This window comes from Streptomyces sp. AC550_RSS872 (assembly GCF_019049285.1).
Classification (GTDB): Bacteria; Actinomycetota; Actinomycetes; order Streptomycetales; family Streptomycetaceae; genus Streptomyces.
This window is the reverse complement of sequence record NZ_JAGMUL010000023.1, coordinates 111,240-124,295: the sequence shown is the minus strand read 5'-3', so window position 1 is coordinate 124,295 and position 13,056 is coordinate 111,240. Positions and strand designations below refer to the sequence as shown.

The 13,056-nt window shown below is 69.7% G+C and carries 13 protein-coding genes and 1 pseudogene; 4 read left to right on the top strand and 10 right to left on the bottom strand.

Features of this window, described 5'->3' with window-relative positions; translation table 11 throughout:
- Window positions 1-9: 9 nt before the first annotated feature.
- From KUM44_RS11100 to KUM44_RS11075, 6 genes are all read right to left on the bottom strand, one after another.
- Complete coding sequence (locus tag KUM44_RS11100) at window positions 10-1,266, bottom strand: cysteine desulfurase (RefSeq protein WP_217207636.1); 1,257 nt, start codon at window positions 1,264-1,266, stop codon at window positions 10-12.
- Window positions 1,263-2,027 carry a Fe-S cluster assembly ATPase SufC gene (gene sufC / locus KUM44_RS11095; protein WP_217207635.1) on the bottom strand — a complete coding sequence of 255 codons (765 nt, stop codon included), beginning with the start codon at window positions 2,025-2,027 and terminating at the stop codon, window positions 1,263-1,265. Before sufC ends, KUM44_RS11100 begins: the two co-directional genes overlap by 4 nt.
- Before the next feature lie 7 nt (window positions 2,028-2,034).
- The gene (locus tag KUM44_RS11090; RefSeq protein ID WP_031057580.1) at window positions 2,035-2,352 is read right to left on the bottom strand and encodes a non-heme iron oxygenase ferredoxin subunit; all 318 of its coding nucleotides are present in this window, start codon (window positions 2,350-2,352) and stop codon (window positions 2,035-2,037) included.
- Entirely contained in the window at window positions 2,352-3,533 is a 1,182-nt protein-coding gene (gene sufD, locus KUM44_RS11085) for a Fe-S cluster assembly protein SufD (RefSeq protein ID WP_217207634.1), read from the bottom strand. Before sufD ends, KUM44_RS11090 begins: the two co-directional genes overlap by 1 nt.
- A 62-nt stretch (window positions 3,534-3,595) precedes the next feature.
- On the bottom strand, window positions 3,596-5,020 hold the full coding sequence (gene sufB / locus KUM44_RS11080) for a Fe-S cluster assembly protein SufB (RefSeq protein WP_062719203.1): 1,425 nt from the start codon (window positions 5,018-5,020) through the stop codon (window positions 3,596-3,598).
- Window positions 5,017-5,769 carry a metalloregulator ArsR/SmtB family transcription factor gene (locus KUM44_RS11075; protein ID WP_217207633.1) on the bottom strand — a complete coding sequence of 251 codons (753 nt, stop codon included), beginning with the start codon at window positions 5,767-5,769 and terminating at the stop codon, window positions 5,017-5,019. Before KUM44_RS11075 ends, sufB begins: the two co-directional genes overlap by 4 nt.
- Window positions 5,770-5,930: 161 nt before the next feature.
- Between KUM44_RS11075 and KUM44_RS11070 the strand changes: the two genes are divergently transcribed.
- From KUM44_RS11070 to KUM44_RS11055, 4 genes are all read left to right on the top strand, one after another.
- Window positions 5,931-6,728: an aminoglycoside N(3)-acetyltransferase gene (locus tag KUM44_RS11070; RefSeq protein WP_217207632.1), complete on the top strand. Its 798-nt coding sequence runs from the start codon at window positions 5,931-5,933 to the stop codon at window positions 6,726-6,728.
- 45 nt (window positions 6,729-6,773) lie between these two features.
- On the top strand, window positions 6,774-7,697 hold the full coding sequence (locus tag KUM44_RS11065; protein WP_217207631.1) for an ABC transporter ATP-binding protein: 924 nt from the start codon (window positions 6,774-6,776) through the stop codon (window positions 7,695-7,697).
- A 154-nt stretch (window positions 7,698-7,851) separates the two neighbouring features.
- Window positions 7,852-8,568 (top strand): ABC transporter permease, encoded by a 717-nt coding sequence (locus KUM44_RS11060; protein WP_254389373.1) that lies wholly within the window; start codon window positions 7,852-7,854, stop codon window positions 8,566-8,568.
- A gap of 76 nt (window positions 8,569-8,644) precedes the next feature.
- Entirely contained in the window at window positions 8,645-9,637 is a 993-nt protein-coding gene (locus KUM44_RS11055; RefSeq protein WP_254389372.1) for a COX15/CtaA family protein, read from the top strand.
- 1 nt (window position 9,638) lies between these two features.
- Here KUM44_RS11055 and KUM44_RS11050 read toward each other — a convergent pair.
- The 4 genes and pseudogenes from KUM44_RS11050 to KUM44_RS11035 form a co-directional block, all read right to left on the bottom strand.
- Window positions 9,639-10,368: pseudogene (locus KUM44_RS11050) on the bottom strand (nucleotidyltransferase domain-containing protein).
- Window positions 10,369-10,386: 18 nt separating this feature from the next.
- A complete protein-coding gene (locus KUM44_RS11045) occupies window positions 10,387-11,493 on the bottom strand; it encodes an amidohydrolase family protein (RefSeq protein WP_217207628.1) in 1,107 nt (368 codons plus the stop codon).
- 184 nt (window positions 11,494-11,677) lie between these two features.
- On the bottom strand, window positions 11,678-11,968 hold the full coding sequence (locus tag KUM44_RS11040) for a hypothetical protein (RefSeq protein WP_217207627.1): 291 nt from the start codon (window positions 11,966-11,968) through the stop codon (window positions 11,678-11,680).
- Between the two features lie 69 nt (window positions 11,969-12,037).
- Window positions 12,038-13,006 carry a heme o synthase gene (locus tag KUM44_RS11035; RefSeq protein ID WP_217207626.1) on the bottom strand — a complete coding sequence of 323 codons (969 nt, stop codon included), beginning with the start codon at window positions 13,004-13,006 and terminating at the stop codon, window positions 12,038-12,040.
- Between the last annotated feature and the right edge of the window lie 50 nt (window positions 13,007-13,056).

Genomic DNA, 13,056 nt, shown 5'->3' with positions numbered 1-13,056 from the left:
CCCGTCCCGTCAGCCGAAGAAGTTCCGTACGTGCTCCAGGCCGTCCACCAGAGCGTCGATCTCGGCCGGCGTGGAGTACAGATAGAACGACGCTCGCGTGGTCGCAGGAATTCCGTAGCGCAGGCAGACGGGGCGGGCGCAGTGGTGGCCGACCCGGACCGCGATGCCCTGCTCGTCGAGGACCTGGCCCACGTCGTGCGGGTGGATGTCGCCCAGCGTGAAGGAGATCGCGGCGCCGCGGTCCTCGGCCGTGGTCGGGCCGATGATCCTGAGGTCCGGGACCTCTCCCAGCCGCTTCACCGCGTACTCGGTGAGCGCGTGCTCATGGGCGAGGATCTTGTCCATGCCGATCGAGTTGAGGTAGTCGATCGCCGCGCCCAGGCCGATGGCCTGCGAGATCGGGGGCGTGCCCGCCTCGAACTTGTGCGGCGCCGGGGCGTATGTCGACGAGTGCATCGACACCGTCTCGATCATCTCGCCGCCGCCGAGGAACGGGGGCAGGTCCTCCAGCAGCTCCTGGCGGCCCCAGAGGACGCCGATGCCGGTCGGGCCGCACATCTTGTGGCCGGTGAAGGCCACGAAGTCGGCCTGGAGCGCCTGCACGTCCATCGGCATGTGGGGCGCCGCCTGCGAGGCGTCGATGCAGACGAGCGCACCGACCTCCTGTGCGCGGCGCACTATCGCCTCGACCGGGTTGAGCGTGCCCAGGATGTTCGACACCAGCACGAAGGAGACGATCTTCGTCTTCTCCGTGATGATCTCGTCGATGTTGGACAGGTCGAGGCGGCCGTCGTCGGTGAGACCGAACCACTTCAGCTTCGCGCCCGTGCGCTGCGCGAGCAGCTGCCACGGCACGATGTTGGAGTGGTGCTCCATCTCGGTGATGACGATCTCGGTCTCGTGGTCCACCCGGTAGGGCTCGTCGGCCCAGCCGAGCATGTTGGCCACGAGGTTGAGCGACTCGGAGGCGTTCTTGGTGAAGATCACCTCGTCGCGCGAGGGCGCGTTGATGAACTCCGCGACCTTGTCGCGCGCGCCCTCGTACAGCGCCGTGGCCTCCTCGGCGAGGACGTGCACGCCACGGTGGACGTTGGCGTTGTGCTGCTCGTAGTACTCGGAGAGCACGTCGAGCACCTGGCGCGGCGTCTGCGAGGTCGCCGCGTTGTCCAGGTACACGAGCTTCTTGTCGCCGTGGACGACGCGGTCCAGGATCGGGAAGTCCTTGCGGAGCGCCTCGGTGTCGAGGAGGCCCGGCAGCTGTGTCACGCGGATGCGCCACCCTTCACGTACTTGTCGTAGCCCTCGGCCTCGAGCTGGTCCGCGAGCTCCGCCCCGCCGGACTCGGCGATACGGCCGTTCGCGAACACGTGCACGTGGTCGGGCTTGATGTAGCGCAGGATGCGCGTGTAGTGCGTGATCAGCAGGGTGCCGACCTCGCCGGTCTCACGGACCCGGTTCACGCCCTCGGAGACGATGCGCAGGGCGTCGACGTCCAGACCGGAGTCGGTCTCGTCGAGGATCGCGACCTTCGGCTTGAGCAGCTCCAGCTGAAGGATCTCGTGGCGCTTCTTCTCACCGCCGGAGAAGCCCTCGTTGACGTTGCGCTCGGCGAAGGAGGGGTCCATGTTGAGGCGCTCCATGGCCTCCTTGACCTCCTTCACCCAGGTGCGCAGCTTGGGGGCCTCGCCGCGGATGGCGGTGGCGGAGGTACGGAGGAAGTTCGACACGGAGACACCCGGGACCTCGACCGGGTACTGCATCGCCAGGAACAGGCCCGCGCGGGCACGCTCGTCGACGGACATCTCCAGGACGTCCTCGCCGTCGAGGGTGACGGAGCCGGAGGTGATCGTGTACTTCGGGTGACCCGCCAGCGAGTAGGCGAGGGTCGACTTGCCCGAGCCGTTGGGGCCCATGATGGCGTGCGTCTCGCCCTGCTTCACGGTGAGGTCGACGCCCTTGAGGATCTCCTTCGTGGCGTTGTCGGCCTCGACGGTGACGTGCAGGTCTCGGATTTCAAGCGTTGCCATGGGTGCCTCAGGACTCCTGGGTGAGGGAGACGAGAACGTCGTCCCCTTCGATCTTTACGGGGTATACGGGGACGGGGCGCGTCGCGGGTAGGCCGGACGGCTTGCCGGTGCGCAGGTCGAAGCTGGAGCCGTGCAGCCAGCACTCGATCTGGCAGTCCTCCACCTCGCCCTCGGAGAGCGAGACGTTCGCGTGGGAGCAGATGTCGTGGATGGCGAACACCTCGCCCTCGGTCTGCACGACCGAGACCGGCGTGCCGTCGAGTTCCACCCTCTTGGGGGTGTCCTCCTCCAGCTCGCTCAGCCCGCAGGCGCGTACGAAAGCCATCAGACCGTGGCCTCCAGCTCCTCGTCGATCTTCACGAGGAGGCGCTCTTCGATGTCGTCCACGCCGATCTGCTGCACGAGCTCGGCGAAGAAGCCGCGCACGACCAGGCGACGGGCCTCGTCGGCCGGGATGCCGCGGGCCATCAGGTAGAAGAGCTGCTCGTCGTCGAAGCGTCCGGTCGCGGAGGCGTGGCCGGCGCCGACGATCTCGCCGGTCTCGATCTCCAGGTTCGGCACGGAGTCGACGCGGGCGCCGTCGGTCAGAACCAGGTTGCGGTTCATCTCGTACGTGTCCGTGCCCTCGGCCTTGGCCTCGATCAGCACGTCGCCGATCCACACCGCGTGCGCGTCCTCGCCCTGGAGCGCGCCCTTGTAGGCGACGTTCGACTTGCAGTGCGGGGTGTTGTGGTCGACCAGGAGGCGGTGCTCCTGGTGCTGGCCGGCGTCCGTGAAGTAGAGGCCGAACAGCTCGGCCTCGCCGCCGGTGCCGGCGTAGGCGACGCGCGGGTGGAGACGTACGAGGTCGCCGCCGAAGGTGACCACGAACGACTTGAAGGTGGCGTCCCGGCCGATCAGCGCGTTGTGCTGGCCGACGTGCACGGCCTTGTCGTCCCAGTCCTGGACGGAGACGACGGTGAGCTTGGCGCCGTCGCCCAGGATGTAGTCGACGTTGGCGGCGAGCACCGCGTCACCGGTGTGGTCGATGACGACGACGGCCTCGGCGAAGGCTCCGAGCTCCACGACCTGGTGGCCGTAGGCGACCCCGCCCTCGCCGCGGACGGCGATGCGGATCGGCTCGGCGAGGACCGTCTCCTTGGGGACGGTGATCACGCCGGCCTTCTCGAACGCCGAGTACGCCTGGGCGGCGACGCGGTCCACGGGCGTGCCCGCCTTGCCGAGGCGGGCGTCGTCACGGCCGACGGTCTCGACGGTGACGCCCTCGGGGGCCTGGACGTCCACCTTCACGCCGGTGCCATTGGCGACGGCGGTGCCGTCGTGCAGCCCGCGCAGGCGCTCCAGCGGGGTGAACCGCCACTCCTCCTCGCGGCCGTGCGGGACCGGGAAGTCCGCCACGTCGAAGGACGGGGGCGCGCTCATGCGCGTGGCGACGGTCGACTCGGCGGCCACCGCGATCTGGCCCGCGGTGGTGGAGCCCACGGGGATGTTCTGAGCCTCAGCCATGGCTGTCGGTCTGCTCTCTTTCCTGCGTCAGATTTCGCTAGCTGCTTGTCCGGAGACCGGCCTTAACCGACCGCGCCTTCCATCTGCAACTCGATCAGCCGGTTGAGCTCGAGGGCGTACTCCATGGGCAGCTCCTTGGCGATCGGCTCGACGAAGCCGCGCACGATCATCGCCATCGCCTCGAACTCGCTCAGACCGCGGCTCATCAGGTAGAAGAGCTGGTCCTCGGAGACCTTGGAGACGGTCGCCTCGTGGCCCATGGACACGTCGTCCTCACGGACGTCCACGTAGGGGTACGTGTCGGAGCGGGAGATGGTGTCGACGAGCAGCGCGTCGCACAGCACGTTGGACTTCGAGCCGTGGGCGCCCTCTCCGATCTCGACCAGACCGCGGTAGGAGGTACGGCCGCCACCACGCGCCACCGACTTCGACACGATGTTGGAGGAGGTGTTCGGCGCCATGTGGACCATCTTGGAGCCGGCGTCCTGGTGCTGCCCCTCGCCGGCGAAGGCGATGGACAGGGTCTCGCCCTTGGCGTGCTCGCCCATCAGGTAGACGGCCGGGTACTTCATCGTCACCTTGGAGCCGATGTTGCCGTCGATCCACTCCATGGTCGCGCCCTCGTAGGCGACGGCGCGCTTGGTGACCAGGTTGTAGACGTTGTTCGACCAGTTCTGGATGGTCGTGTAACGGCAGCGGGCGTTCTTCTTGACGATGATCTCGACGACCGCGGAGTGCAGCGAGTCCGACTTGTAGATCGGGGCCGTGCAACCCTCGACGTAGTGCACGTAGGCACCCTCGTCGACGATGATCAGGGTCCGCTCGAACTGGCCCATGTTCTCCGTGTTGATGCGGAAGTAGGCCTGGAGCGGGATCTCGACGTGCACGCCCGGCGGCACGTAGATGAAGGAGCCGCCCGACCACACGGCGGTGTTCAGCGACGCGAACTTGTTGTCGCCGACCGGGATGACGGTGCCGAAGTACTCCTTGAAGAGCTCCGGGTGCTCCTTCAGGGCCGTGTCGGTGTCCAGGAAGATGACGCCCTGTTCCTCCAGGTCCTCGCGGATCTGGTGGTAGACGACCTCGGACTCGTACTGGGCCGCGACACCGGCGACGAGGCGCTGCTTCTCCGCCTCGGGGATGCCGAGCTTGTCGTACGTGTTCTTGATGTCCTCGGGCAGGTCCTCCCAGGACTCCGCCTGCTTCTCCGTGGAACGCACGAAGTACTTGATGTTGTCGAAGTCGATGCCGGAGAGGTCCGAGCCCCAGTTCGGCATGGGCTTCTTGTCGAACAGCCGCAGACCCTTGAGACGGAGCTTGGTCATCCAGTCCGGCTCGTTCTTCTTCGCGGAGATGTCACGGACGACGTCCTCGCTCAGACCACGCTTCGCAGAGGCGCCGGCTTCGTCGGAGTCGGCCCAGCCGTACTCGTACTTGCCCAGACCCTCGAGCTCAGGGTGGGCAGTCTCCTCGATGGGGAGAGTCATGCGGGGTTCCTCCCGGCCGTGCTTGCAGGTGCGTTATGGGTGGTGTGGGAAATCTTGGGGATGAACGTCGTGCAGACGCCGTCGCCGTGCGCGATGGTCGCCAGTCGCTGGACGTGTGTTCCGAGCAGCTCGGCGAAGATTTCCGTCTCCGCCTCGCACAGCTGGGGGAACTGCTCCGCGACATGGGCCACCGGACAGTGGTGCTGGCAGAGCTGCTCGCCCTGTTGGGGGAGGGGCGCGCTGCGCGCCGTAGCAGCGTACCCGTCCACGCTCAAGGCCTTGGCCAGGGCTGCGGTGCGCTGGTCCGGGCTGACCGCCTCGATCGCCTTGCGGTATGCGCTCGCCTGGGCGGCGATCCGGGCCCGGGCGAAGGCGGCGACCGCCTCGCTCCCGCCCTCGCGCTCGGCGATCCACTTCAGGGCGTCCGCGGCGAGCTTGTCGTACGACTGGTCGAAGGCGTCGCGGCCGCAGTCGGTGAGCGCGAAGACCTTGGCGGGGCGGCCACGCGTGCGCGTGCCGTACACCCGCTGTTCCCTGGCCTCCACGACATCGTCCGCGACCAGCGCGTCCAGGTGCCTGCGGACGGCGGCCTGGGTCAGCCCCAGCCGGCCCGCCAGCTCGGCGACGGTCGACGGCCCGTGGTCCAGGATGGACCGCGCGACCCGGTTGCGCGTGGAGCGCTCCCCGGTCGCGAGTTCCTCCTGAGGGGCCCCTGTGGGGGTCTCCCGAGCCTCGCCGACGTTTTTCACAACGCCATTGTTGCGTAATTCCTCAAAGCCAGGCAAGCCGCGCCCGATCCTCTCGACGGTGCCCTGCGTCACTTAGGCATACCTAATCTGACCTGCGGAAATGATCTTTGATCGATCAAATCGGTGGCGCCGTGCGGGTCCGTCCGGAACACTCCCGGAACATGTCCACACCGCCTCCCACCGGCCCTCTTGTCACCCAGGCCACCCTCGCCGGGCAACTGCGCGACCTGGGCGTCCGAAGCGGTGAAACCCTCCTCGTGCACTCGTCACTCAGCTCGCTCGGCTGGGTCTGCGGAGGCCCCGTCGCGGTCGTCCGAGGTCTGCTCGACGCCCTCGGCCCGCACGGCACCCTGGTCGTCCCCACCCAGAGCGGCGATCTGTCCGACCCGGCGGTGTGGAGCAATCCGCCCGTGCCCGAGGAGTGGTGGGAGCCGATCCGGGCCACCATGCCCGCGTACGACCCCCTGGTCACGCCCACGCGCGGGGTCGGCGTCATCCCCGAAACCGTACGGACCTGGCCCGGCGCCCGGCGCAGCGCGCACCCCCAGACCTCGTTCGCCGCCGTAGGCCCGCGCGCGGCGGAGGTTCTGGACGGGCACGCCCTGGACTGCCGGCTCGGTGAGCGCAGCCCGCTGGCCCGGCTGGAGGCGCTCCACGCGCGTGTGCTGCTGCTCGGCGCCGGCTACGACGCGTGCACCAGCTTCCATCTCGCCGAGTACCGGATCCCGGCGCCGCTGGTGAAGGTGGGGCGGCCGGGGCCCGCGGGCTGGGAGGTGGTGACCGAGGTGTCGATCACCTCGGAGCGGTTCGACGAGCTGGGTCACGACTTCGAGCGGGACCGTCCGGTCGTCCGCGGGAAGGTGGGCGCGGCCGACGCCCGGCTGTTCCCGGTGGCGGACGCGGTGGCCTACGCCGAACGGTGGCTGGAGATACACCGGCCCCGCGCGGAGGAGAGGTGAACCCGGCCGTTCGGGTTACCCGCCTCGTACCTAGACTCTGGAGCCATGCGAACTGAGCCCGTGGTCCAGGTCCAGGCCCTGGTGAAGCGGTACGGCGGCAAAACCGCGGTGAACGGCCTCGACCTGGTGGCCCGGGCCGGTGTCACCGCCGTACTCGGACCCAACGGCGCGGGCAAGACGACGACCGTCGAGAGCTGCGAGGGATACCGGAAGCCGGACTCCGGCACGGTGCGCGTCCTGGGCCTCGACCCGGTGAGACAGTCCGGCGAGCTGCGGCCCCGGATCGGCGTGATGCTCCAGTCCGGCGGGGTCTACTCGGGCGCGCGGGCCGACGAGATGCTGCGCCATGTCGCCAAACTGCACGCGCATCCCCTGGACGTCGACGTCCTCATCGAGCGGCTCGGGCTGGACAGCTGCGGCCGGACCACGTACCGCCGCCTCTCCGGCGGCCAGCAGCAGCGGCTCGCGCTCGCCATGGCGGTGGTCGGCCGTCCGGAGCTGGTGTTCCTCGACGAGCCCACCGCCGGCCTCGACCCGCAGGCCCGCCGGGCCACCTGGGACCTGATCCGCGACCTGCGCTCCGACGGCGTCTCCGTGATCCTCACCACCCACCACATGGACGAGGCCGAGCAGCTCGCCGACGACGTCGCGATCATCGACGCCGGCCGGGTCATCGCCCAGGGCTCCCCCGAGGAGCTGTGCCGCGGCGGCGCCGAGAACACCCTGCGCTTCACCGGTCGCCCCGGCCTCGACGTGGGGTCCCTGCTGAAGGCCCTGCCCGCCGACTGCGCGGCCGCGGAGCTGACGCCGGGCTCGTACCGGGTCGTCGGCAAGGTCGACCCCCAGCTGCTCGCGACGGTGACGTCGTGGTGTGCGCAGCACGGGGTCATGCCGGACCGGATCTCGGTCGAACGGCACACCCTCGAAGACGTGTTCCTGGAGCTCACCGGTAAGGAGTTGCGTTCATGATTCCGGCCTGCACACAGATCGGCCGGGGGTCCGGGGGTTGTCCCCCGGAAAGACACAGCCTGGAGCTCACCGGTAAGGAGCTGCGCGCGTGACCGCCGTCGGTACAGGTCCGGGTACGTACACCCCGAAGCCGGGCGCCGCCCCCCTCCCCCGCATGATCGCGGCGCAGGCGGCCCTCGAGACGAAGATGCTGCTGCGCAACGGCGAGCAGCTGCTGCTGACCGTTGTGATCCCCACCCTGCTGCTGGTCCTGTTCAGCACGGTGGACATCGTCGACACGGGCTCCGGCGAGGCCGTCGACTTCCTGGCCCCCGGCATCCTCGCGCTCGCCGTGATGTCGACGGCGTTCACGGGGCAGGCCATCGCCACGGGCTTCGAGCGCCGGTACGGCGTGCTGAAGCGGCTGGCGTCCTCGCCGCTGCCGCGCTGGGCGCTGATGACGGCGAAGACGGGGTCGGTGCTGGTCACCGAGGCCCTCCAGATCGCCCTGCTGACGGTGATCGCCTTCGCGCTGGGCTGGTCGCCGCACGGCAATCCGGCAGCCGTCGTTCTCCTGCTGGTCCTGGGCACCGCCGCCTTCTCGGGGCTCGGTCTGCTGATGGCCGGCACCCTCAAGGCGGAGGCGACGCTGGCCGCCGCCAACCTGGTCTTCCTGCTGCTGCTCGTCGGCGGCGGCGTGATCGTGCCGCTGGACAAGTTCCCGTCCGGCGCCCAGGACGTACTCGGCCTGCTCCCCATCTCGGCGCTCTCCGACGGACTGCGCGACGTGCTCCAGCACGGGGCCGGGATGCCCTGGGGCGACCTGGGGATTCTGGCCGTGTGGGCGGTCGCCGGGCTGGCGGCGGCCGGGCGCTGGTTCCGCTGGGAATAGCCCGGCCGGCGGGCCCGGGCGGGACCCTCGTGAAAGCGTGCACAAGCGGCCGCCTACGATAGGGCGCGTGCCAAAGCTGACCCGCGCCGACGCCGTAGCGGCCGTGCGCAACCCGCTCGCCTTCATCGCCGCACGCTGGACCCCGACCCCGAGGACGGTCCAACGGGCGGCCCTCGCCGCACTCGTGATGTCGGTGGTCATCGTGGTCACCGGCGGCGCGGTGCGGCTCACCGGCTCCGGGCTCGGCTGCCCGACCTGGCCCAAGTGCACCGACGACTCGCTCACCGCCACCAGCGAGATGGGCCTGCACGGCGCCATCGAGTTCGGCAACCGCATGCTGACGTACGTCCTGTGCGCCGCCGTCGGCTGGGCGATCATCGCCGCACGCTCCGAGAAGCCGTACCGGCGCGGTCTGACCCGACTGGGCTGGGCCCAGTTCTGGATCGTGATGAGCAACGCGGTGCTCGGCGGCATCGTCGTCCTGGTCGGCCTGAACCCCTACACGGTCGCGGCCCACTTCGTGGCGACGTCCGCCCTGATCGCCGTCGCCACGGTGATGTGGCAGCGCACCCGGGAGGGCGAGGCGGCACCGCGCCCGCTGGTCGGCAAGGCGGTGCAGCAGCTGGTGTGGGTCCTGGTCGGGGCCTCGGTGCTGCTGATCCTGGTCGGCACGGTGGTGACCGGCGCGGGTCCGCACGCGGGCGACTCCAGCGAGGTCGAGCGGATGCCGATCGACTGGGAGAACGTCACCAAGCTGCACGCCGTGCTGGCCTGGATCGTGGTCACGCTGACCTTCGCCCTGTGGTTCGTCCTCAAGGCGGTCGACGCCCCGAAGGGTCCGCTGAACCGCACCCGCGACCTCTTCCTGATCCTCCTCGCCCAGGGCGTCATCGGTTACGTCCAGTACTTCACGGACCTCCCCGAGATCCTGGTCGGCCTGCACATGTTCGGCTCGGCCGTGACCTGGATCGCGGTGCTGCGCGTGATGCTGGCCTTGCGGGAACGGCCGTTCGACGAGACCGAGATCCCGGCCCCGGCGGCCGAGGCGACGGTCGGCACGCGCGCGTGAGTCAGCCGTACGCCGCCACCAGCTCGTCGATCGCCGGTCCCAGGTAGCCCCGCGTCAGCCCGGCCCTGCGCGCCGCCCACGCGTCGGTCGGCGGCGGCGCGGCTGCGTCGTAGCGGCGTCTGCGGATGTCCTCGACGACCTCGGCGGGCGCCCCGAGGCCGGGGAGCAGGTCCAGTGCCTCGCGCTTGGAGATCAGCCGGCCGTCGCGTACGGTCACGCCCGCCCGGGCGAAGGTGATCATCCCGAGGTCGACCCACACGTCCCGGGTCCACAGCGGGGCGTTGTCCACGGCCGGCCGCCAGAAGTCCCGCTGATCGCGTACGACGAAGTCGGCGAGCTCCCGGTCCAGGACCGGCGGCAGCAGACCGGCGGGCGCGCACCCGGCCGAAGGCGTGCAGCTCACGCCGGGTCACCGGGCTCACCGTCCGTTTGAACAGCTCCTGGTGCGCCCAGGTGAGGTGGCGCCGACCGGCGTCGTGTGCCGTGTCCGGCGTCAGGTACGTGCAGTGCAGCAGCGCCGCGAGCGGCTCGGACCGCAGCCTGGCGTGGAGCTTCGCCACCCGCCAGACGGCGCCGGGCGTCAGGGGGCCGTCCAGTACGGCGATCAGGTCCAGGTCGCTGCGGCCCTCCTGGTAGTCGCCGCCGGCGAGCGAGCCGTGGGCCCAGACGGCGACGGGGTTCAGGGCGGTCAGTTCGTGAAGGAAGCGATCGAGTAAGGCATCAGTCGGCATCCGCCCAGTCTGTACAGCTCACTCCACCCCGTACACCCGTCTGGCGTTGCCCGCCGCCACCATCGCGGCCACCCGTTGCGCGTCCCCCAGGGACCACGCCCCCTCGGCGACCCAGCCGCCGAGCACCCTGGCGAGCGCCTCGCGGAAGAGCCGGGCGCCCACCACGTGCAGCTCGGGCAGGCCCTGTGCGCCACTGGAGAAGAGGATCTTGCCGAAGGGGGCCATTTCGAGGATCTCGGCGAGAATCGTGGCCGCGCGGGCGCCGGTGCGGATGAGGGCGGCGCCCGAGTCGGCGTAGACGTGCGGGAAGACGCCGGCCAGGTGGGCGGCGTGACGGTGGTACGGGTAGCCGTGCAGCAGGATCAGGTCCGTGCCGAGGCCGGCCGTGGCGCGGACGAAGTCCGTGAGCAGCACCGGGTCCGTACGGTCGATGCGCAGCCCCGGCTCCCCCAGCCCGGCGTGCAGTTGCAGCGGCAGTCCCGAGGCCACCGCGATCCACAGCAGGTGCCGCAGCAGCACCGGGTCGCTCAGCTCGCCGCCGACCCTGCGCGCGGCCAGCCAGCGCCCGGCCGCGCCCCGTACCTCTCCCGGCCCGGGCGGTTCGGGCGCGAGCGCGAGACCGTGCCGTACGCCCGCCACGGAGGTGAAGGCCACCGCGTTGGCCGCCGCGCCGTGCACCGATTCGGCGAGGTTGGCCAGGAAGGACTCGACCGTGCCGGAGGTGTCGGCGACCTGTTCGGCGAGGAGTTCGAGCCGCACGATCTCGTGGACCTCGGCGGACGCGGTGGACGCCATCTCCGGGGGGCCGGTGAGGTCGCCGGGCAGGCCGGTGTCGATCAGGTACGTCGTGATACCGCTGCCCCGCAGCAGACGCCGGCCCGACTCCAGTACGCCGAGTTCACGGCGCCTGGCCAGATAGCGGGCGGGCGGGCAGTGCGGTTCCAGGCCGAGCAGCGGGGGGCACCAGCGGCGTACGGCGAAACCGGTCTGGGTGTCGAAGAGGGTGGTGCCGGGGGCGGGTGGGCCCTCGGTGCGGGCCAGCTGGGCCTCGAAGGTGCCGAGGCCCAGCTCTGTCTTCAGGACTCCGTGGCAGTACTGGTCCACGAGGGACGGCGTGTCGATCATCCGGGCTCCCCGTGGGTGGACTGCGCTTGCTACAGGTCCTAACGGGTGAACCGGTGAGTTGGTGTTGCGTAAGAGGGAGGGTGGCTCATGTTGTTCGGCCGGTGCGGGTGCGTTGTGGCCGATCGCGCCCGCGCGGCGGAGCCGCAAATCGACACAGCCCCGCGCCCCGAGAACAGGGCGTTGCTCAGCCGCCTATCTGGATGCCGGCCATCCTCTTCCACTCGTACGGGCCGGTCTCCACCTTTGCCGCGAACTCGCCGTCGAAGGACTCGTGGCGGGTGAGCCCGGCCTTCTCCACCGCCTGCTCGGCGATCTCGTACGTCGGAGCCACCAGGTCGCCCCAGCCGCCGTCCTCGCCGACGAGCACGATGCGGGCGCCGCGCTGTCCGATGTACGCGACCTGGGCCTCGGCGCCACCGTGGGACTTCGCGAAGGCGTTGATCTGCTTGGCCAGCTTGGCCACCTTGTCTGCCATGGCCAGGATGCTACTCGCGGGTAGATCGGCTGGCGAGAGCAGGGCCCTGTGACCTACGTCAGCGTGACGTCAGCGCAGGAACGGGTCCACCGCCACGGCCACGAACAGCAGCGACACATAGGTGATCGACCAGTGGAACAGCCGCATCTCCTTCAGCTTCCCGCCCGTCACCTCCGCCTTCGCGCGGTTCTGAAGCGCGTGCGCCTCCCAGAGCCACCAGCCGCCCGCGGCCAGCGCGACCGCGGTGTAGAACCAGCCCGTGTAGCCGAGCGGCGTCAACAGGAGGGACACCGCGACCATCACCCAGCTGTAGATGACGATCTGCTTGGCGACGACCTTGTTGGAGGCGATGACGGGGAGCATGGGGACGCCCACGCGCGCGTAGTCCTCTTTCACCTTCATGGACAGCGGCCAGTAGTGCGGCGGCGTCCAGAAGAAGATGACCAGGAAGAGGATGAGCGGCGCCCAGGTGAGGGAGTTCGTGACGGCCGTCCAGCCGATCAGCACCGGCATGCAGCCCGCGATGCCGCCCCACACGATGTTCTGCGACGTACGGCGCTTGAGGATCATCGTGTAGACGACGACGTAGAAGAGGAGTGCGCCGAGGGACAGCCAGGCGCTCAGCCAGTTGACGGTGAGGCCGAACAGCAGCGTGGAGGCGATGGCCAGCGTGATGCCGAAGGCCAGGCACTCGCGCGGGCTGACCATGCCGGTGACCAGTGGGCGCTGCGAGGTGCGGTCCATGAGCGCGTCGATGTCACGGTCGATGTACATGTTCAGCGCGTTGGCGCCGCCCGCGGACAGGTAGCCGCCGATACAGGTGAGCAGCACCAGACCGAGGTCGGGCACGCCCTGCTCGGCCAGGAACATCACCGGAACGGTGGTGATCAGCAGCAGCTCGATGATCCGCGGCTTGGTAAGCGCCACGAACCCCATGACCCGGGCCCTGATCGGCCGCCGGCTCGGGCTCTGGCTCGTCCCGATAATCCCCGCTGGACGGGATTCAACGGCCGTCACGCACACCCCTGACAGAGACATCCCAGCAAGCCTCCCCGTGTGAAGTCCCGGTAAAGGCTCGCGCGTACCAC